Source organism: Cupriavidus sp. AU9028 (assembly GCF_019795295.1).
In the GTDB taxonomy this organism is placed as follows: Bacteria; Pseudomonadota; Gammaproteobacteria; order Burkholderiales; family Burkholderiaceae; genus Cupriavidus.
Map to the genome: position 1 here is coordinate 1 of NZ_JAIMCG010000007.1, position 21,137 is coordinate 21,137.

At 62.3% G+C, this 21,137-nt stretch carries 17 protein-coding genes, 1 tRNA gene and 1 pseudogene; 18 read left to right on the forward strand and 1 reads right to left on the reverse strand.

Translation table 11 applies throughout. The features are described 5' to 3' along the window. Positions 1–356 precede the first annotated feature (356 nt). The 18 genes and pseudogenes from K6V06_RS09430 (at position 357) to K6V06_RS09510 (ending at position 19,710) form a co-directional block, all read left to right on the forward strand. Positions 357–1,571 (forward strand): ABC transporter substrate-binding protein, encoded by a 1,215-nt coding sequence (locus K6V06_RS09430; protein WP_370637431.1) that lies wholly within the window; start codon positions 357–359, stop codon positions 1,569–1,571. A gap of 73 nt (positions 1,572–1,644) precedes the next feature. Next, positions 1,645–2,508 carry an NAD(P)-dependent oxidoreductase gene (locus K6V06_RS09435; protein WP_222242568.1) on the forward strand — a complete coding sequence of 288 codons (864 nt, stop codon included), beginning with the start codon at positions 1,645–1,647 and terminating at the stop codon, positions 2,506–2,508. 214 nt (positions 2,509–2,722) lie between these two features. After that, positions 2,723–2,908: a hypothetical protein gene (locus K6V06_RS20685; RefSeq protein WP_255581736.1), complete on the forward strand. Its 186-nt coding sequence runs from the start codon at positions 2,723–2,725 to the stop codon at positions 2,906–2,908. A 128-nt stretch (positions 2,909–3,036) separates the two neighbouring features. Further along, positions 3,037–3,121 (forward strand) — tRNA-Leu (locus K6V06_RS09445). Positions 3,122–3,405: 284 nt separating this feature from the next. Continuing rightward, entirely contained in the window at positions 3,406–3,831 is a 426-nt protein-coding gene (locus tag K6V06_RS09450) for a hypothetical protein (protein ID WP_222242580.1), read from the forward strand. A gap of 327 nt (positions 3,832–4,158) precedes the next feature. After that, positions 4,159–4,413, forward strand: a complete 255-nt coding sequence (locus K6V06_RS09455) for a transcriptional regulator (protein ID WP_370637432.1) — start codon at positions 4,159–4,161, stop codon at positions 4,411–4,413. Positions 4,414–4,435: 22 nt separating this feature from the next. Continuing rightward, positions 4,436–6,478 carry a class I SAM-dependent DNA methyltransferase gene (locus K6V06_RS09460; RefSeq protein WP_222242582.1) on the forward strand — a complete coding sequence of 681 codons (2,043 nt, stop codon included), beginning with the start codon at positions 4,436–4,438 and terminating at the stop codon, positions 6,476–6,478. Next, positions 6,465–7,709, forward strand: coding sequence for a restriction endonuclease subunit S (locus K6V06_RS09465; protein WP_222242584.1), 1,245 nt, complete (start codon positions 6,465–6,467; stop codon positions 7,707–7,709). Before K6V06_RS09460 ends, K6V06_RS09465 begins: the two co-directional genes overlap by 14 nt. Further along, complete coding sequence (locus K6V06_RS09470; protein ID WP_222242586.1) at positions 7,706–10,864, forward strand: type I restriction endonuclease subunit R; 3,159 nt, start codon at positions 7,706–7,708, stop codon at positions 10,862–10,864. Before K6V06_RS09465 ends, K6V06_RS09470 begins: the two co-directional genes overlap by 4 nt. Next, the gene (locus K6V06_RS09475; RefSeq protein ID WP_222242588.1) at positions 10,851–11,618 is read left to right on the forward strand and encodes a M48 family metallopeptidase; all 768 of its coding nucleotides are present in this window, start codon (positions 10,851–10,853) and stop codon (positions 11,616–11,618) included. Before K6V06_RS09470 ends, K6V06_RS09475 begins: the two co-directional genes overlap by 14 nt. Positions 11,619–11,713: 95 nt before the next feature. Then, positions 11,714–12,100 carry a helix-turn-helix domain-containing protein gene (locus tag K6V06_RS09480; RefSeq protein WP_222242590.1) on the forward strand — a complete coding sequence of 129 codons (387 nt, stop codon included), beginning with the start codon at positions 11,714–11,716 and terminating at the stop codon, positions 12,098–12,100. A gap of 14 nt (positions 12,101–12,114) precedes the next feature. Beyond that, the gene (locus tag K6V06_RS09485) at positions 12,115–12,525 is read left to right on the forward strand and encodes a hypothetical protein (RefSeq protein ID WP_222242592.1); all 411 of its coding nucleotides are present in this window, start codon (positions 12,115–12,117) and stop codon (positions 12,523–12,525) included. A 75-nt stretch (positions 12,526–12,600) separates the two neighbouring features. Then, entirely contained in the window at positions 12,601–12,909 is a 309-nt protein-coding gene (locus K6V06_RS09490; RefSeq protein ID WP_370637443.1) for an ATP-binding protein, read from the forward strand. A 108-nt stretch (positions 12,910–13,017) separates the two neighbouring features. Continuing rightward, positions 13,018–13,113 (forward strand): annotated as a pseudogene (locus tag K6V06_RS20870) (Fic family protein); the annotation flags it as partial. A gap of 842 nt (positions 13,114–13,955) precedes the next feature. Further along, positions 13,956–14,189, forward strand: coding sequence for an antitoxin VbhA family protein (locus K6V06_RS09495; protein ID WP_222242594.1), 234 nt, complete (start codon positions 13,956–13,958; stop codon positions 14,187–14,189). A 261-nt stretch (positions 14,190–14,450) separates the two neighbouring features. Continuing rightward, a complete protein-coding gene (locus K6V06_RS09500) occupies positions 14,451–18,278 on the forward strand; it encodes a hypothetical protein (RefSeq protein ID WP_222242596.1) in 3,828 nt (1,275 codons plus the stop codon). A 501-nt stretch (positions 18,279–18,779) separates the two neighbouring features. Next, the gene (locus tag K6V06_RS09505; protein ID WP_222242598.1) at positions 18,780–19,214 is read left to right on the forward strand and encodes a helix-turn-helix transcriptional regulator; all 435 of its coding nucleotides are present in this window, start codon (positions 18,780–18,782) and stop codon (positions 19,212–19,214) included. Positions 19,215–19,299: 85 nt separating this feature from the next. Beyond that, positions 19,300–19,710: a VOC family protein gene (locus tag K6V06_RS09510; RefSeq protein WP_222242600.1), complete on the forward strand. Its 411-nt coding sequence runs from the start codon at positions 19,300–19,302 to the stop codon at positions 19,708–19,710. Positions 19,711–19,759: 49 nt separating this feature from the next. Here the strand turns inward: K6V06_RS09510 and K6V06_RS09515 are convergent, their stop codons facing one another. Then, the gene (locus K6V06_RS09515) at positions 19,760–21,106 is read right to left on the reverse strand and encodes an MFS transporter (RefSeq protein ID WP_222242602.1); all 1,347 of its coding nucleotides are present in this window, start codon (positions 21,104–21,106) and stop codon (positions 19,760–19,762) included. Positions 21,107–21,137 lie beyond the last annotated feature (31 nt).

Consider the following 21,137-nt stretch of genomic DNA (forward strand, 5'->3'; position numbering starts at 1 on the left):
GGCGTTGGTGGCAGCCATGCGAAAAGTCCTTGGCATGCTCAACGCCATGGCCAAGCACCGTTGCCCCTGGAATCCTGCTCTTTCCGCTTGACCGGCAAGACGGTTGCTCTCCCCCGGCCCCTCTCCCACGCGTGGGAGAGGGGAGCAAAACCGGGGCATTGCAGGCGCCGCCGGTTCGCTCCTTTCCGACCATGGGAGAAGGTAGACAAACTCCGGGCATTCCAGGCGCTGCCGGTTCGCTCCCCTCTCCCGCCCTGCGGGAGAGGGGCCGGGGGAGAGGGCAATGGACCCGGAACGCATCCACCGCATCTGCTGCAACGGTCTCACATCGAACAAGAAACCAAGGAGGAGCAACCATGCCAGTCCCCCCGCCGTCCCATCCGCATCTTCCCCTCGCGCGCCGCCTGTTGCTCAGAACAGTTCTGCTGGCCGGCATCGCGGCAGCCGGCATGGCCGGCATCCCGAAGGCCGCCCACGCCCAGATCCGCATCGGCGTCGACGTCTCCACCACCGGTCCCGCCGCCTCGATCGGCATCCCATCCAAGAACACCATCCTGATGTGGCCGGAAACGCTGGGCGGGCAGAAGGCCGAGTACATCGTGCTCGACGACGCCTCCGACCCCGCCGCGGCGGTGCGCAACGTGCGCAAGCTGATCGCCGAGAACAAGGTCGATGCCATCGTCGGGCCGAACATCACGCCCACCGCGCTGGCCGCGCTCGACGCCGTGAACGAGGGCGAGACGCCGATGATCGCCCTGGCCGCGTCGGCCTCCATCGTCGAGCCCCAGAGCGACCCCAAGCGCCGCTGGGCCTTCAAGATGCCGCAGAACGACTCGCACATGGCCACCGTGCTGACCGAGTACATGAGCAACCATGGCGTGCGCACGGTTGGCTTTATCGGCTTTGCCGACGCCTATGGCGAAAGCTGGTGGCGCGAGTTCTCGAAGCTGGCGGAGGTGCGCAAGATCCGCATCGTGGCCAGCGAGCGCTTTTCGCGCAACGACACCTCCGTCACCGGACAGGTGCTCAAGCTGATGGCCGCTAATCCCGATGCGATCCTCATTGCCGGCGCCGGCACGCCGTCGGTGCTGCCGCAGAAGACGCTGGGCGAGCGCGGCTACAAGGGCAAGATCTACCAGACCCATGGCATCGCCACCGGGGAATTCCTGCGCATGGGCGGGCGCGATGTCGAAGGCACGCTGTTTCCGACCGGGCCGGTGGTAGTCGCAAGGCAACTGCCCGACAATCATCCGGTCAAGCCGGTCGCCGTCGACTTCGTCAAGCGCTATGAGGCGAAGTACGGCGCCAACAGCATCACGCAGTTCGCTGGGGACGCCTGGGGGGCGTGGCAACTGCTCGACGATGCGGCGCGACGGGCGCTCAAGACCGGCGCGCAGCCCGGCACGCGCGAATTCCGCCACGCCATGCGCGACGCGCTCGAAACCACCAGCAATTTGACGGTGCCCAACGGCGTGCTGAACCTGAACCCGCGCGATCACCAGGGCTTCGACCAGCGCTCCCGCGTTATGGGGGTGATCCGCAACGGGAAATTCAGTTACGCGGGACAATAGCGGCAAGGGCGAGCCAACGCTGCCACTGCCGGTGGCCTTGGCAGGCCCTCGACAACACCAAGGAGCAAACCAGATGACGACGATCGCCTTTATCGGACTTGGCGCCATGGGCAAACCCATGGTGCGCCATCTGCTGGCCGCCGGACACACCGTGCGCGCCTCCGTACGCCGTCCCGAGGCCGCCGACGAGGCCCGTGCGCTCGGCGCCGAGCCGTTCTTCTCGCCAGCGGAAGCGGCGCAGGGCGCGGAGATCGTCTTCACCAACGTCACCTCCTCGGAAGACGTGCGCGCGGTGCTGCTCGGCCCGGGCGGCGCGGTCGAGGGCGCTGCTGCCGGCACCATCTGCGTGGATCACAGCACCATCTCGCCGGTGGTCACGCGCGAAATCGCCAAGGCATTGGCCGCGCGCGGCATCGAAGCACTGGACTGCCCAGTGTCGGGCGGCACCGCTGCCGCGGAAGCGGGCGCTCTCACCATCATGGCGGGGGGCAAAGCCGAGGTGCTGGAACGGGTGCGGCCGCTGCTGTCGTGCTATGGCAAGTCCATCACCCATATCGGCGAGAACGGCGCCGGACAGGTCGCCAAGCTTTGCAACCAGATCGCCCAGGTCGTCAATATCCAGGGCATCGCCGAGGCCATGCGCTTTGCCAACACCCAGCAGGTTGATGCCGGCCGGGTGCTGGAGGCGATGTCCACCGGTTTCGCCGGCAGCCGGATGCTGGACCTGATGGGCCCGAAGATGGTTAACCGCGATTTCGCCGCGGGCATCCAGGCCCGGCTGCACGACAAGGACTTCGGTCTCGCCGCGCAGGTCGCGCGCGAGGCCGGGCTGGAGCTGCCCGCGATGCAGGTAACCGCCGCCCAGCTGCACAAGCTGATGGAGAATGGCTGGGGGCGGGACGATACCTCGTCGCTGCTGCGCGTGCTGGAGGGCTGACGGCTCCCGTAGTACAGCCGTCGAAGGGAGCGAGATGGTCGTCAAACGCCGCCTTCGCGCCGGGCAGCTCGGCCAGCACGGGCCGCCCTCCCCGGCCGAAACCGGTGCCGGCCAGACGACCTGCCCGCTTTGCGGTCGCCCCCTGGTTGCCGGCCCCAGCGTCGATCTCCACCACCCCGTGCCGCGCAGCCGCGGAGGCAGGGAGGTGGTGCCCATGCACCGGATCTGCCACCAGAAAATCCACTCGGTCTTCACCGAAGCGGAGCTGGAGCAGCAGTACTACGACATGGAGCGGCTGCGCGGCCACCCGGCCATCGCCGACTTCATCCGCTGGATTGCCCGCAAGCCACCCGAGTATTTCGATCGCAGCCGGACCACGCGAGAGAAGCGGGGACGGTAGATCCGGGCGGTCGGGCGGCGTGGGGGCGGGGATCCAGTATTGTTGGCCCCGAGGATTTGCGGCATAATCCTCGGCTCTGTCTCGTGCTGACTGCCTCTCCGGCAGTCGCGACGGCGCGAGGGCCCCCGGCCCGGGTGGTGAAACAGGTAGACGCAGGGGACTCAAAATCCCCCGCCGCAAGGCGTGTCGGTTCGAGTCCGACCCCGGGCACCATCAGAAGATCTTCCGAAAATTCAAACAGTTGGAAGATGTCGTAGTCCATACCCCGCACCGGGGGATTTTCTTGAAATTGTGGTCAGGTACAGTTTCGGTACAGTGACGCGGCGCGAGCCTCACTTTTGACTGCACATGGCTACGATCGTCAAGACTCCAGGGTATCGGCAGCCTATGCGGAACCAGGCGATAGCCACTCGTCCGCCCGTAGCAGTTCAGGCGAACCCCTGATAAATCAAAGCGTTGCTCAATTTGATACGCCATCCATACCCTATCCGGAGGATATGGACAGGCGGCTGGGTAACACTACTCCTAACAGTAACTCTATCTATAACCCTACTACTACAGCCGCACCGCACCACAGTCTGCAATACCCTAGCGCGCTGGTGCCGGCGGAAAAGCTGTCGATCCAGAATCTCATTACAGGCATTCCCGCGCATGACGCCCAGGCTCTGCTGGATGAGTTGGAGGGAGCGATCAAAAAGCCCGGAACGATCAGAACATCGAAAGTCGCGTATTTCAAAGGACTTGTTGACTGGCACCGGTCGGGCGGTTTCGTGCCCGCAGCGGGCATCCAGATCGCTACCAGAAGGAATCGTCAAGCGGCTAGCGAGGAAGGGGCACCAGCGTCAACACCACTCAGCCGGGCCGAATGCCACGTGCGACTTCAAGAAATCAAAGCCAAACTGGCGCTGAGTGGGAGGATGTAGAAATGACGCGCAAGACCACACTCAGCATCCGCCTGGATGATGATCTGAAGCAACGTTGGCAGGCACTTTGTCTTCGCCAAGGCAGCACGCCCAGCGACGGCCTGCGACTCGGACAGCAAGCTGTTCGGGGCGGAAGCTCGGCAAATTCCGATACTCCGGCCAGCACAATCAACTGCCTCTGCATGTGTGCCACAGTGATAAACTCCCGGCCGTCTTTATCCCGCTTTCCCATCCGAGATGAAACGCTGCGTCGTTGGTATCCGTCGCCCGGAGGATCGGAGCCGTCCGGCCACCGGGCGGAACCAGCCCTCGATCTGGTTTCCATCGATGGCGACGATGGCGGCGGTGCTGTCGGAGGACAACCAAGCCCTGTTGCGCCTGATCCGCGACCGGCGGCCCAAGTCGCTGACGGCGCTGGCCGAACTGACCGGGCGGCAAGTGCCCAATCTGTCGCGCTCGCTGCGGATGATGGAAGGCTACGGCCTAGTCAAGCTCAAGCGCGACGGACACGGCGTGGAGCCGGTGGCGCTGGCGACGGAATTTCTGATCGTGCTGAACGACCCCAAGGCCGCCAAGGCGTAAATCGAACCCAGAACAACAAAGAATGAAGCTCACCCAACAACAACTCGAAACCCACCTCTGGGGCGCGGCCAACATCCTGCGTGGCAAGACCGCTGGGCAGGACTACAAGAACTACATCCTGTCGCTGATGTTCTACAAGCGGCTGTGCGACCAGTGGGAGAACGAGGCCGACGTTGCTATCGCCGAGCAGGAGCGCCAGCAGGGCCGCAGCTTCACGGAAAAGGAAAAAGCCGTCTTTCGCAAACGCGGCGAGCACCGCTATTCCATCCCCGAAGGTAGCCGCTGGGGCGATGTGCTGGCCGCTTCCACCAATCTCGGCGAAAAGCTCACCCAGGCCATGAAAGCAGTGTCCAACGCCAACGACGAACTGCGCGGCGTGTTCACCGTGGACTGGGCGCAGCCCGCGCCCGACGGCAGCGGCAAACCGCTCATCCCCAATGAAGTCGTCCACGCGCTGATCCAGCACTTTAATACGCACGATCTTTCCAACGCCAGCGTGCCGCCGGACGTGCTGGGCCACGCCTACGAATACCTCATCAAGCAGTTCGCCGACGACGCGGGCGCGAAAGCCGGCGAGTTCTTTACCCCGCCGGAAGTGGTGGACACGCTGGTCCGCATCCTCGAGCCGCAGCCCGGCGACTCCGTTTACGACCCCACCTGCGGCAGCGGCGGCATGCTGGTGCATTCGGCGGATTTCCTACGCGAGAACGGCCACCACGCCACCGCTGCCCAATACTTCGGACAGGAGATGAATTGGGGCAACGCCGCCATTGGCAAGATCAACTCCGTGCTGCACGGGCTTGAGGCCGACATCAAGGCGGGCGCGAGCACCATCACCGACCCGGCGTTCAAGGACAGCGCGGGCCAGGTGCGCAAGTTCTCGCTGGCGCTGGCCAATTTCCCCTTCTCCGACGAGTTTTGGTGGCTCAAGCCCGAACAGCAGACGGACGACAAGAAGAAAAGGGACAAGCTCAAGAAAGAAATCTTCGGCAAGGAAGGTTTCAAGGATGCCTATGGCCGCTTTGGGCGCGGCACGCCGTTCAAGGCCCCGCCCGCCGGCTACGGCGATTACGCGTTCATCCTGCACATCCTCGCCTCGCTCAACGAGCACGGCCGCGCCGGCATCGTCTGCCCGCAGGGCGTGCTGTTTCGCGGTCAGCCGGAGGTGGAGGAGGAAACCGGCGAGTTCGACGACGACGGAAGCCCGAAATTCAAACGCCGCAAGGCCGACGACGAGCACCTGATCCGCCGCGCGCTGCTGGAATCGCGCCTGATCGACGCGGTGATTTCACTGCCGCTCAATGTGTTCTACGGCGCGGGCGTGCCCGCCTGCCTCTTGATCCTGCGCAAGCAGCGCCCGCCAACGCGCCACGACAAGGTGCTGCTGGTCTATGCCGCGCGGCATTTCCGTGAGCTGTCCAATCAGAATGAACTGCGCCCGCAGGATGTGATGCGCATCCTGGTGCATGTTCAGGCGTATGGCGACGCGGCGAAGGTGCCCAAGCTAGTGGCGCAGCACAGCGGGCGCATCCGCGAGCAGATCAATGCACGCGAGCACGACGAGGTGGAGCGGCTGGAAGCCGAATACGCCGACGCGGCGGCGCGGCTGGTCTGGCTGGAAACCAAACTGGCTGAGAAGCAGGCCGAACTGCCCAAGATCAGCGCCAAGACCGCGAAGGACAAGGCCGAGGCGGCCATCCAGAAATTGAAAGCCCAGCGTGACAAGGCAGCGGCAAAGATCGCCGAGCGCGACGAGAAGATCGCCGAAGCGCGCCGCCGCGCCGAAGACGATCGCCGCGATGTGGAAGCCGTGGGCCAGGAACTGGGTGCGCTCTACGGCGATGCCGACGAACTGCTCAAGCACGCCCGCGTCGTGGACATTGCCGAGATCGAGGAAAACGAGTTCAACCTCAACATCCCGCGTTATGTGGACACCTTCGAGCCGGAGCCGAGGGTAGAGGTGAAAGATGCGCTGAAGGCGCTGGCTGATGCAGAGAGCGCCACCGCCACCGCAGAAAAGGAACTGAAACAACTGCTGGAGCGAATCGGATATGTCGCTCAGTAGAAACCTCTCCGGCTGCCAAGTGTTCCATCCGTCGGAACTACCGACGGATTGGGACTGCGTGCCGTTGAAGGATAGGCTTGAACTGCTCTACGGGCGTGCGCTGAAAGAAGAAATCCGCAAACCCGGCGACGTGGATGTGTTCGGATCGAATGGCAAGGTTGGCAGCCACAACGAGCATTGGCTTGACGCGCCGGGCGTACTGGTCGGTCGCAAGGGAACGGTCGGCGCTGTTCACTACACCGACAAACCGTTCTGGCCGATTGATACGACTTACTACGTCAAGCCGACAGGCGATGACAAGCTTCGATACCTGTTCTATCTGCTCGAGCAACTGCCATTGAAAAGTCTGAACGCCGCTACGGGCGTGCCGGGACTGTCGCGGCGCGACGCCTACGCGCTGCTCGGTGCGTTCCCGCCGCCGAACGAGCAAGCCGCCATCGCCCGTGTCCTGGATGCCGTGGGTGCGGCGATTGATCGGGCGCGGGAGGCTGCGGCGCAAGCCGCCGAAGTCAAGCGCGCGCTCGCGCAGGAACTTTTCAGCAAGGGAACGCGCGGTGAACCGCAGAAGAAAACGCCGGTCGGCTTCATCCCAGCGTCGTGGGAAGTGAAACCCGTGAACGCGGTCGTCACGAATTTCGAGTATGGCCTGTCGCTGCCAATGCACCTCAAGGGCGCGACACCCATCCTACGCATGGGCAACATCCAGCAAGGCGATGTCGTGATGGATGACTTGAAATATGTCACCCTCCCGGATGCCTTGGTTGACCGCTATCTATTGAAACGCGGCGATGTGTTGTTCAATCGCACGAACTCGCAGGAGTGGGTCGGCAAAGTCGGCATCTATCGCACGGATGCTCCCGCCGTTTTCGCGTCCTACCTGATTCGCCTGCATCCGGATGTTGCACAGGTAGACAACTACTATCTCGGCCAGTTACTCAATTCCTACAACGCACAATGCCGCATAAAGCGGTTTGCAACGCCAGGCGTGCAGCAGGTCAACATCAACGCGAAGAATCTCGGCAAGGTGCTGATTCCCGTGCCGGTTGGTAGCACCGCGTTGGATGAACAGCGTGAAATCGCAGCAGTGCTGGAAGCCGCCGATGAGCGCAGCCGTTCTTACGCGCCAGTCATTGCGGCGTTGAGCCAACTTAAAAAATCTCTGATGCACGACCTGCTTACCGGCAGTGTCCGCTTCGATCCCGCGCTGTTCCCGCAGGAGGCCAACGTATGAGCGAAGCCGGTTACGTCGAATTGCCCATTCTGCAATGGCTCTCCGGACACGGTAGCGCCACGCCCGGCGACAAAGGGCTGGGCTGGACTTACCGCGACGAGCCCGCAATGGCTGACTTCAACCGCCCGCTGGCCGACCCTCTGGTGGAGGAACTGCTGATCGCGGCCATCCTGCGCATCAACGATCACGTCACCACGCCGGAGCAGGCGAAGCTGGCGGTGAAGGCGCTGCGCACCACGATGGACGCGCCGGACCGGCTCACCGCCAACCGCGAAACCCTCGACCGCCTGCGCGACGGCGCGAGCGTGGAACTCGTGCCCGGCGAGGGCGCGCGCACCGTCCACTTCATCGCCTTCGAGCCGGAACGCCAGCACCTCAACGACTACACCGCCACCAACCAGTACCGTGTGCAGGGCGTCAAGCAATGCAAAGCTGACACGGTGTTGTTGGTCAACGGCATCCCGCTGGTGGTGGCCGAATACAAGAGCATCACCGCAAGTGGCGCCGAATGGCCGGAAGCGGTCCGCCAGTTGCACCGCTACCAGCGGCAGGCGCCGCAGATGCTGGTGCCCAATGTGTTCTGCGTGGCGGCGGATGAGGACACCTTCCGTTACGGCACGGTGCTGTTCCACGACGCGACGAAGGACGACATCGAGCGTCACCTCGACACCTGGGGGCCGTGGCTTTCGCGTTACCCGGACGTGAAAGGATGGTGGAACGAGCCCGAGGCCGACAACCCGGACGATCCGCTGGAAAGGCCGGTCAAGGCCCTGCTGCGCTTGAAGCCGGCACAGGTGCTGGACTTCTTGCAGCACTTCACCGTGTTCGAGACCAAGAAGGGCAAGACCGTCAAGAAGGTGGCGCGCTACCAGCAGTTCGAGGCGGTGAACGACATTGTGGACCGCTGCCTTGGGCTGATTGGCAAGTCGGTGAGCGCGCAGGATCGCACCGGCCTGATCTGGCACACACAGGGTTCGGGCAAATCACTGACGATGGTGTTCGCGGCCTACAAGCTGCGGCGGCAGGCGGTGCTGACCAACCCGACGGTGTTGATCGTGGTGGATCGGCGCGACCTGAAAACGCAGATTTCCGACGACTTCGACGCCTGCGACTTCCCGAATGTGCGCAAGGCAATGGGCGTGCAGGACTTGAAGGCCATTCTCAAGCAGCGCGAGCGGGGCACCTTCGTGACGACGGTGCAATCGTTCCAGCAGATGGGCGACCTTGCGCCGCTGGATGACGACAACATCATCACCCTGGTGGACGAGGCGCACCGCTCGCAAAAAGGGGCTACCGCCGAGAGCTACGCGATGACGATGCGGGTGAAGCTGCCCAACGCCTTCCGCTTCGGACTGACCGGCACGCCGATTGACCGCACCATGACCAACACCCACCGCGATTTCGGCCCGGTGGTGGACGGCCAGCAGGAGCGTTACCTCAGCTATTACGGCATCAAGCGCGCCATCAAGGACGGCGCGACGCTGGAGGTGCATTACCAGCGCGACCGCGTGCCCTTCATCGTGGACGAAAAGACGCTCAATGTCGGCTTCGAGGACATGTGCAAGGAGATGGAGGTCGAGGACGAGGAAGCCAAAGACCTGATCCAGCGGCAGCGTTCGCAATGGAAGGAACTGGCACGGCATCCGGATCGCGTGGAGATTGTGGTCGGCAAGGTGCTGGAGCACTTTCTCACCTATCCCGATCCCAACGGTTTCAAGGCGCAATTGGTTGGCGTAGATCGCACCGCCTGCGCGCGCTTCAAGGATGCGCTGGACGCCAAGCTAAAGGAGAAGGGACTGCCGCCGGACTGGTGTGATGTCATCATCTCCGAAGGCCAAAACGACGATCCTGATCTGGCGCGCTTTCACTACGGCAAGCAGAAGCAGGACGAGTTGATCGACTACTTCAAGCTGACGCCGAAGCAGTGGGAGGATTACAACCGCGAGGCTTTCGGCGAAGACACCGGCAAGTGGCGCCCCCCGCTGAAGATCCTGATCGTCTGCGACCGCCTGCTGACCGGCTTCGATGCACCCATCGAACAGGTGATGTATCTGGACAAGCCGCTGCGCGACCACAATCTGTTGCAGGCCATCGCACGAACCAACCGCCCGCTGCCGGCGATGAACAAACGCACCGGTGTGGTGGTGGATTACTTCGGCGTGTTCAGCAATCTGGCCAAGGCGCTGAACTTCGACGAGAACATCCGCGAGGAGGCGCTCATCGACTGGGACAAACTGCGCGCCACGGTGCCGGGCGAGGTGGCGCGCTGCATGGAGAGCTTCAAGGGCATCACGATTGCCGACACGCGCGAATGCCTGCTGGCCGCGCTGCGCGCGATCAAGGATCCGGACGCGGCCAAAATCTTCGAACACAACTTCAAGAGCCTGGAACGGCTTTGGGAGGCGGTATCGCCCGATCCCGTGCTCTACGAGCACCGCTACACCTACAACTGGTTGTGCAGTGTGTATATCGCTCATCGCCGCCGCCAGTGTGGCGCGGCGCAGCGCACCACCTTTGGCGAGTTGTCGGTCAAGACTCGGGAACTGATCGAGCAGAACACCACGTTCATGGAGATCGCCGATTCCCTGCCGGTGTTCAAGATCGACAAGGACTACGTCAGCAAACTGGAAGAGCTGCCTACGCCTGCGGACAAGGCGGCGGCGCTGGAAGCCATCTTGACCGCCGAACTGGCCGAGGACGACGGCAGCGGATTCACCTATCGTCATTTGGGTGAACGCCTCGCGCGCCTGAAGGCGCAGAAGGACGCCGCCGACAAGGCCGCCGAAAAACGCCTGAAGGAATTGCAGGACATCGCCGACGAAAAGGCCAAAGCCGACGAAGAGCCCGCGCGGCTGGGCCTGACGCAGCCCGGTGAATATGGTGTCTTCACCGTGCTGCGCGAGTATTCGGCCAACGAGGACGAAAGCTATCTGGCCGATTGCGCGCGGCGCATGGTGGCGCATTTGCGCGGCAATCGGTTGTTGGCGGTGGGTTGGAGCAATTCCAGGGGTGGAAGGATGCGCGTCGAACAATCGCTGCTGGCCGAATCGTGGAACCCGGCCTATGCGGGCTTGGGCTTCGATGCGGACGACGCCAATCCGCCCTTCCTCGCACACGCAGTGGATGAACTGGTGAACAGCGATGGCCTTGGCTGAAGCGAATCGCACGGATGCGCCGCAACGCCTTCTGATCGACGGGCAGGAGGTGGAATGGCGGCTCGTGCGCTCGGCGGCGGCCAAAAAGCTGCGGATCAAGGTCGGGCCGGATGGCGTCAAGGTCGTATTGCCGGAAGGGCGCGACAGCCGCGAAGCGGCGGCTTTCGTCGCCGACAACCGCGCTTGGGTGGCCGAACAACTGGAACGTACACGCAAATTGCAGGCGGCGCGGCGCTCCGAAAAGCGCGAGGACGGTTGCATCGCGTTTCGCGGCGAAATCGTGGCGGTGCGCGTTGTGCGCCCCGATGAATGGCGCGCGCCGAACAAGGTGATGCTGGACAACGGCGCGATCACGATCATCTGCGCGCCTGGCAGCAAAACGCCTGCGGACCGTTCGCTGGAAAACTGGCTGCGCAAGCAGGCGCGAGAACGCATCAAGCAGCACATCACCGACATCGGAAAACGCCTGAAGCGCACACCGAACCGTATTTACGTGATGGGCCAGCGTACCAAGTGGGGCAACTGTTCCGCGCTGGGCAATCTGTCGTTCAACTGGCGACTGGTCATGGCTCCCGATTCCGTGCTGCGCTACATCGTTACGCACGAGATGGTGCATCTGGCCGTACCCGACCATTCACGCAAATTCTGGCTGGCGGTGCAGAGCCTGTGCCCCGATGCGGAACGGGCGCGCCAGTGGCTGGTAGCGAATGGAAAGCGGTTGCAGACGGTGAAGTTGGGAATTGCAAATGGATAGGCAATGAGCATCACGTACACCAAACTCCCTCTCAACCTCAACGACCTGCTGCGCCAACGCACGGTCGAGGGCGAACGCATCTAGTACAAGGCCGGTTGGAACCCGGACGCGAGATCCACACCCTGTGCGCCTTCGCCAACGACTTCGAGAACCCGGGTGGCGGCTACGTGGTGATCGGGCAGGACTGCGATGCCAACGGCCAGCCCGTCTTTCCGCCGGTCGGCCTGCCCGACAACCAGCCTGACAAAATTCAGCGCGAACTGCTGGCGCACTGCCAGTTGATCCAGCCGCCGTATTTCCCGGTGTTAAGCCTTGAAGTCGTCGAGGGCCGCAACCAGATCGTGCTGCAAGCGCCGGGCGGGCAGACGCGCCCCTACAAGGCACGGAAGTCGTCACTGCCAACAAGAAAACCTGGCGCTACTACATCCGCCGCTACAGCAGCACGGTCGAGGCCAAGGGCGAGACCGAACAGGAACTGCTGAGTCTGGCCGCCAAGGTGCCGTTCGACGACCGCTTCAACCAGTTCGCGCGCGTCGATGATCTTTCCAAGCCCTTGATGCAGGGTTTCCCGGAGGAAGCTGGCAGCGCGCTGGCGGCGAATGCGCCGGGGCTTTCCGCCGAGGCGCTGGCGCGTCAGATGAACGTGGCGGGCGGCCCTATCGAGTCGCCCTGGCCCAAGAACGGGGGTCTGCTGTTCTTCAACGAAACGCCGGAACGGTTCTTTCCCGGCGTGCAGATCGACGTGGTCTGGTTCCCAGAAGGTGCGGTCGGCGACCGTTTCGACGAGAAGATTTTCAAGGGGCCGTTGGCGCGGATGACGCGCGAGGCGCTGGGCTACATCCAGCGCAACTTTCTGCGCGAGACGGTCATCAAGCACCCCGACCGCGCCGAGGCCACGCGGATCTAGAATTTCCCGTTCGCCGCCATCGAAGAGGCCGTAGTCAACGCGGTCTATCACCGTTCCTACGAGGAGCGCGAGCCCATCGGGGTACGCATCAGCAACGATGAACTGACTGTCAGCTTCCCCGGCCCGGATCGCTCTATCCGGATGGAAGACCTGAAGGTGGGCCGTGCGGTCAGCCGTCGCTACCGCAACCGTCGCATCGGCGAGTTCCTGAAGGAGCTGGACATGACCGAGGGGCGCTCCACCGGCATTCCGAAAATCCTGAAGGAAATGGCGGCCAACGGCTCGCCCGCGCCGCTGTTCGAGACGGATGATGACCGGCGTTCGTTCGTGATCCGGCTGCCGAGGCATCCGCTGGCGCTGACGACCGACCAAGTTACCGATTAAGTTACCGATCAAGTTACCCCGCAAGTTGAGGCGCTGCTGGTCCGGCTCAAAGGCGAAATGACCCGGCAGGCCCTGCAGGATGCCTTGGGAGTGTAGCATCCGCCGCACTTCCGGAAGACCTATCTGGCCCCGGCGCTGGAATTGGGTGTGATCGAAATGACCAAGCCGACAAGCCCAATAGCCGCAGCCAGCGATACCGGCTGACGGATGCAGGACGGCGCTGGCTGGCGCTGCGGCCCGATGAACGTTCGGGCTAGGCCCGGGCCGTCATGCGCTGTGGCACGCCATGACTTGGAATGCAGCGGCTCCCATCTGACCCTTGCTCACCTCCAACCCGGAGACTCCGAGTGCGGGGCGCTAAGCGTAACTTCCTGTCATACCGAAGCTTCTCAAGCCAAATCCATGGTCGGAAAAGCTTGACAGCGGACATTTTTCATATCGGCCGGCAAATACCTCCGCGCTTCGCTTGGGCAACCCCTTCGGTTTCATCCCGCGTCCGTACTTGCCGGACTGGCTGCGGGGGCAGGCCCCGGCGGCTCCGCCTCGTTCCTTCCCCCTTGGCCGACAGGCTATGTGGCTTCCAGAAGCATCAAGGGTGAAGGCTTCGCCCGGGATCCTCACCCGTTCCCTGCGCTTCGCTTCGGGCTGCGGCTTCCGGTCCCGCCCTTGACGCCTCTTCCAGCCAAACGACGTCGGTAGCAACGCTGTCAAGCGGATGACGGGTCAAGGGGTTGGTGCGGCCCGCAGCCCGCAGGGCGAGGACACGGCCCCTTGACGCGGCAGGAGCGCCCCACGCTATGCGCCCCGGGGGCAGGAGTCCGGGCCAGAGGCCCGCAACCCCTGCCCCCGAGGCTCCCGCCGGCGAGGGTGGAGAGTCCAGAGAGGCAAAGCCTCTTTGGAAACTGACTACTAGGCAGGCGGCCAATATTGCAGCCCATCGCGGATAAAACAAGACAAATTCAGCGCACGCCTTTTGGGCTACGCGTACCTAAATCCAAATACCCCTACCTCTTGTAAAATCAAGTTACCTACAGCAAGGAGACACCATGGCTGGCGATGGTAAACGCGGGTTACCGCCCCACAAGACCATATCGGATATCGAACGCAGCCGACGCGAGGCGGCCGTTAACTACGCGCGAGCGTCCGTCGGTTTAGAGGGTTTCTCGCTCAGTGAAGCAGATGAGGCTCACGCCCAGCGGTTCATGACGGGTGAGATAAGCCTGCAAGAGTTTGTACAGCCGCGCGCTGACGCGTTAGCACTCCCAAAGTCTTCGTCATGACGAAGAAAGCTAGGATTTGGGGACTAGTGCAGGATAGGCTGTCGCCGGGTTTTGCACTACATGCGCCTTCGGCGGCTTAAACATGGCCGATATGCTGCGAGCGACCCGGTATCGAATGGTCGATACCAGGCGGAGGTGGATAGCGGCCACGAATCGCTAAAAATTTGCCCATAGCCTCGGGCGAAATCAAGGAATCTGCCTGAGCTCAGGATTGGATAGCCTTTATAGTCCGGTCATCGGGAAAAATAGGGAGTGAGGAAAATGAAGAAGAAGAAGAACAAGCAAAGGGGTAAGAAGCCATTTTGCTCGCCGACTATGGGCCAGCAGTTGCCGGTTGAAATTCAGCGGACTATAGAACAACGTCAGAAAGCGCTTGAACAAGAGTTCCAGGCATCCTGCGGCCGAGTGCGTACGGTCCTCACACGTATCCATCCCAATGACGCGCTCATGGCGCTCAACATCTCTAACCTGTGGGTGCCAAATCGCGCCAGCCACGTCAAGCACCAGCTAGCCTTCAGCATGCTTGTTTCCACGCCGGCTGACAGCTTCGCCCCCACCCGCATACAGACCTACGAGCAATTCGCCGAGTTTTGCAGCGCCCTCATTGAGGTCCTGCCCGATTTCCCCTCATTGGAGGACTACGTTCCGGAGGCAGACTGGGGTGAAGTGAAGGTCCTATTCGGCCACGAGCCGGTAGCCATCCTGCACGGTGGCCCCGTGCAGCGGATCGTCGACTTCATTGATGCATTCCGCATTTGTCATCGGCACAACTCCCAGGCCATGAAGGACCTAGAGTGCGCGATCCGCTTGCAAGCTGAGTTGCTGCGACTGATACCAAACAACGGCAGTGATCCAGAGGACGGCCCGTATCCCGGACACATCGAGGTGCCGCCAGTGTCCTTTTGGGAAATTGGCGCGGCCGCCTTAATGCAGCTCTCAGTGACGCAGCGCATCGAGGCGGGCTACATCGCGGATTTGGGACAACCTACCTCTTGGAAGGATGCGAACGGCTTTGGCGACGCCGTGATGACCGGCGCGGTGTTGCCGTGGCTGGCAGTGCGCATCGAGGAGGGGGCGCCGCGCGCCATATCCCTGCTCGATTCTGCAACGGTCGTGATCGACGCGTGGGCTAAGGTTGCACCGGAGGCTCCAGACGAGCTCGCAGTTCGACTAGGCACTTACCTGGCGAGGCGAATCCCAAACCGCTCATGCCTGACCGGGCCGTTCGTGCTGCGGTCGCGCGGCGGAATCGTACCCGTGACGATCGCGGCGGCCCTTGTTGAAGGTGCGCATTATTTCCTGGTGGTACCCATGTCTCCCGGCCAGCTGAACCAAGCCAACAAGATCGTGGCCGCGATGCGCCGCATCGTGCAGGATGCAGATTGGGGCTTACAAGTCATTGGCACCTCCAACGGCTTCCAGCTCCGCGATGCGCAGGGCGTAGTACCAAAACCTGCGGCAGTGGAAATCATCTTGGTGCATACGCAGGTCTCTACCGGCCCTTCGATGATCACACCGCCAAGTGCCGGCGCCCGCCTGATGAGCCTAGTAGATGCTTGTACGATCTTTGATTCGATCGAATCAGTGGATGAACTGGCACGGTTTTGGGACTACGTCGACGGCCTGCGCAAGTTTGACGGCAGTTGGTTCAGCGACCTGGGCGATCTCTTCGGATCCTTCCGGGACTCGCATGCCCAGATTATTGAGGGAGCGTTAGTCCCGCACATGCTCGGACTGGATCCGCATTGGGGCGCCTCTTGGCGGTACGCCCAGCTCAGGGCTTTCTGGAAGAGGGCGCCGCTTGTGTTCCCCGACGAGGCCAGTGCTTGGACGACTCATGAGCGCGAGGGCGTGAGCTCGCTAACATATATCACTGCCAAGAATGCTCCCCGACTCGCTTGGTCATCAGTGCTTGGAAGATGCACGCTGCACTTCATCCTCGACGTCAACGCGGTCGGCCTTGAGCCCGAAGATGGTTCGTTACTCGAACTTTTCGTGCATTGCGCCGCAGACAGCATCGCCGAACGAGCTGGGATCATTGCCCCTTTCCTGCAACTTCCGCTTCGGCGGGTGAATTTGCATTGCTTCAGCGCGCCCCATCTGCTGGCATCCGCAGGGGACGAGCAGACCCAGCATGCGATGACAATGCCGATCATCACAGCCTGGGACGAGACACCGGCCGGCGACTCAGACAGCTACGAAGCACGGCTAACTGTCAACCTCGCGACACTGGTGCGAGACCTTGAGGATGCGGAGGACGCGCGCTTCGAAGTCACCTGCGCATTGGCCATCCTCGAGCGGCTCTTCGCCGTAATGGGCACCCCGATGCCTGACGACCTGAGACAGGCGTTGGAAGAATCGGCCGGCCGCCCACCACGCTTCACTCTTAGCCGGACGCAGCGCACGGTGGACGTCCCCGACTTTACCCTGGCGCAAGTGCCTAGGCCGGAGGACTACAAGGTGGCCCGACGTGACTTGGCCATCCTGCTCAAAACGCAGGGCGTCGCGCCGGGGACTTATACACTGGAGGCTGCTAAGGCATTAATCAATCCGGCTCGCGCGGATTACCGGGATGCAGTACATCAGCGTATTCGTGAGTTGGATCGCGAATCCTTGCTGCGATTTTGCGTTGACCAATACGACGCGCTGATCGCTTCCTATGATCGCGAGGAGCGTCGGATCAAGCAAAGTCTGCGTCACGAGGTGGACTATGACCGGGAACAATACCTCGCGAAAGCCCACGAGAAGTTTGTCCGCGAGAGCAGGAATTACCGGTATCTGCTGGAAAGCGCACTCGTCCTGACTTCCCCTAAGCCTACTCCTATACGTACCGAGACAGCCCTTTCTATCCAAGCCATGGTGGACTGGCTCTTCGTTCTGTACGGCGCCAGCGACGTGCTGCACAACGGCATCGACGTAGGTGGCCTGCGGGTCGACGATCAGTACGTCCCGGAGGTTTTCTACTCTGAGGTACGCGACGCGCAAGAAGAAATCTTCGCACGCGAAATGGCGGCCCTGCGGCTTGGTGTCAACGTTGCAGAAGAGGACAGGCTCACTACGGCATTGTCGATGGAAGCGTACCTTGCGATGCTCGACACAGCTTTCGCTAAGGACGTCCAATTTACTTACTCCCAGATGCTTCAAGTACTGTCGACACTAATCCTGTGGGTGTCGGTCGGCGGTGCGCCCGAACTGGCCTGCAGCTACGTCAGTGACCGTCAGACCATCGCGGATAGAGCTGTGGCGGCTCACCCCGACCTGCCGGTGGACGCGGCGTTGGCGGTGATCGAGTTCCTCCTGCTGAAACCTGATCAAGTTTGGCGCTTAATTGGCAAGAACGTTGCTGAGCAAGATGTTCCGGTCTGGGAGCATTCTAAACGCGGCAGCCGCCACACCATCCGACCGCTGATCGAGTTGCCGAACGGCCGCATACTATGGGGCGCTGCGGCAGTAGGACGGGCCAAGCGCATCTGGACCGGCTCAATCTCGGCGGGCTACCTGCCCGCCGACTTTCAGTGGCCGGCGATTCGCGCTGCAGTCGGTCAACTGAAAAAGGAACTGGAAGATCGCCTCGAAGACCGCGCATACGAAGTTTGTTCCCGCGCGATGCCTTACGCAATTAAGGGGATCGATTTCAAGGACCGGTTTCCCAAACTACAGTTTCCGGACGTCGGCGACTATGACGTACTGGCATATCGGCCGGAAGAAAATCTATGGCTCGCGGTCGAGTGCAAGTACAACCAGCCGGCTTTTTGCCTAAAGGACACGCGCCGACTACGCGATCGAATTTTCGGTGGCGGTAGTGAGCCCGGCCAATTTCGTAAGATCGAACGTCGGCGCGACTTCCTCATCCTGAACACAGACCAGTTGCGAGCCTTACTGGGATGGCCGCCACCCGCGAACAAGCCATTCTCGTTAGTAGAGCTTTACGTGTCCAAGGACATGCATTTTTGGCTGCGTTTCCCACCGTATGAGGTGCCAACGCACTTTGTGCAGATCGACACACTAGACGCCTGGCTGCAATCCGCTGATACGTTGCGCGGCATCACCAACGCTGGCGTACCGGCACTAGACACAGGGCCCGCCTAGCATGCGGCCGAATAGGTGAGCGCAACCACCGGCTCAGATTTCCGCCACGACCTTATATGCAACCGCAGCTATGTCGCCGCTTAATCGATTGTTGCTGAAAGGAGCCTGGCGCGGAGTGGGGGGATCATAGTTAATACGCGCCGGCATTTACTCACCTGACACTGTACCGAAATTTCAGTACAGCACTGGTACAGCAACCAGTTTTCACCAATTCGTCCAAGGTACGGTAAGCTACTGACTAAACTAATTTTTATCTATCTCAACCTACGCTTGACTTCGCCTCACTTCCCTGTACGAACACGGTAAATCCCCAACTCAAAATCCCCCGCCGCAAGGCGTGTCGGTTCGAGTCCGACCCCGGGCACCACGATACATCGGAAAGCCGTCCAACCCCGGCCATCAGGCTGCGCAGTGTCCGGCCTTGAGCGCCATGCGTTCCCGCAAAGCGTCGGGTCGGCACGGCGATTGAATCTGTTGCCTCGGCATGGCAGCATCGGGCACATGTCCGTCCCGCCCGATCGCCTCCTCCGTGACCTCGCCCGCCTGCGCCGCGTGCGCGACCGTATTGACCGCGACTACGCCCAGCCGCTTGACGTGGAAGCCCTTGCCAGCGCCGTCAATATGTCGGCCGGCCATCTGAGCCGCCAGTTCCGGCTCGCCTATGGCGAATCGGTCTATGCCTACCTGATGACCAGGCGCATTGAACGGGCAATGGCGCTACTGCGCCGTGGCGACCTGAGTGTCACGGAAGTGTGCTTCGCGGTGGGATGCGGGTCGCTAGGGACGTTCAGTACGCGCTTCACGGAACTGGTCGGCGTGCCGCCCAGCGCGTACAGGCGGGATCCCGAAAGCACCGAAGGGATGCCTTCCTGCGTCGCCAGACAGGTAACGCGACCGGTCTGGAATCGAGAAGCGCCGCGAAACGCGCCGGGCTAGACTGGCTGCCGTCGTCAGGGGTGCGGGCAACCCCTCACGTTGTTGTCTCGTGACCACTATTCGCTGTCAACCGAGGAGCCTGATCTTGGACATCACCATTCACTCGACCTTCCTTCCCCATAGCGATCCTGAGGCTTCGCTGTCCTTCTACCGGGATACTCTGGACTTCGAGGTGCGCAAGGACGTCGCATTTGGCGGCAACCGCTGGATCACCGTTGGCCCGAAGGGCAAGCCGGACACTTCCATCGTGCTGTACCCGCCCAATGCCACGCCCGGCGTCACCGATGAGGAAAAGCGGATGATTGCCGAGATGATGGCCAAGGGCACTTACGCCATGCTGCTGCTTGGCACGACCGACCTGGACGCCGCGTTCCAGCGCCTGCAGGACGGCGATGCCGACATTGCGCAGGAGCCCACTGACCAGCCCTACGGCGTGCGCGACATGGGTGTGCGCGATCCCGCCGGCAACATGATCCGTATCCAGCAACTGGCCTGAGACCAGCGCCCGCCGTCCGTCCGATACGGCGGACGGCTGCCATCAGCGTCTACCGAGTGGTGCCGAGCGCGCCGCCATAGGTTTCCACCCGCCGCCGCGACACCAGACGCGCCGGCACCAGCAGCGTCAGCACCGCACCGGCGACCAGACAGCCCGCCAGCAGATACATCCCGGAGTTCGTGCTCTGCGTCAGGTCCTTCAGCCAGCCGACCGCATACGGGCTGATGAAGCCGGCCAGGTTGCCCAGCGAATTGATCATCGCGATGCCGGCCGCGGCGCCGGTGCCGGCGAGGAATGCAGTGGGCAGGCTCCAGAACAGCGGCAGCGTGGTCATGATGCCGATGGTGGCCAGCGTCAGGCCAACCATCGCCAGCACGGTCCGGTCGTGCCATAGCACGGACAGCACCAGCCCGACGGCGCCAACCAGCGCCGGGATGGCGATATGCCAGCGCCGCTCGCCGGTGCGGTCGGCACTGCGCGCGACCAGCACCATGCCGAGCACCGCGAAGCCGTAGGGGATCGCCGTCAGCAGACCGATGTCGAGCGCGCCCTTGACGCCGGTCTGCCGGATGATGGTCGGCAGCCAGAAACTGATGCCGTACAGCCCCATCACGAAGCTGAAGTAGATCGCGCTCATCATCCACACGCGCGGTGTGGCAAACACCCGGCGCACGGGCAGATCTTCCTTGTGCACCGCCTCCGCCGCGACGTTGCGCTCGAGCACCGCTTTCTCCTCGGCGCTGAGCCACTTTGCATGGCTGATGCGGTCGTCGAGAAAGGCCAGCACCCACAGGCCGATCAACACCGAGGGAATGCCCTCCAGCAGGAACATCCACTGCCAGCCGGCCCAGCCGTTGTTGCCATCGAAGGTTTGCATGATCCAGCCCGACAGCGGCCCGCCGATCACGCCGGACAGGGCGACCGCGGTCATGAACCAGGTCGTCGTACGCCCGCGGCGCTCGGCCGGATACCAGTAGGTCAGGTACAGGATGATGCCGGGAAAGAAGCCGGCCTCGGCCACGCCCAGCAGGAAGCGCAGCACGTAGAACATCGTCGGCGTGGTGACGAACATCATCGCCGCCGAGATGATGCCCCACGTGATCATGATCCGCGCGATCCACACGCGCGCACCCACCTTGTGCAGGATCACGTTGCTGGGTACTTCGAAGAGGAAGTAGCCGATGAAGAAGACCCCCGCGCCGAGCCCGTAGACGGTCTCGCTGAACTGCAGGTCGTTCAGCATCTGCAGCTTGGCGAAGCCGACGTTGACGCGGTCCAGATAGGCGACCACGTAGCACAGCAACAGGAAAGGAACCAGACGCCAGCTGACCTTGCGGTAGATGGCATCTTCAAAACCGACATCCGTGGCACGCGCCGTGGTTGAGGTGCTGTTCATGCTGTCTCCTGTGGGATGAGGCCGAGCAATC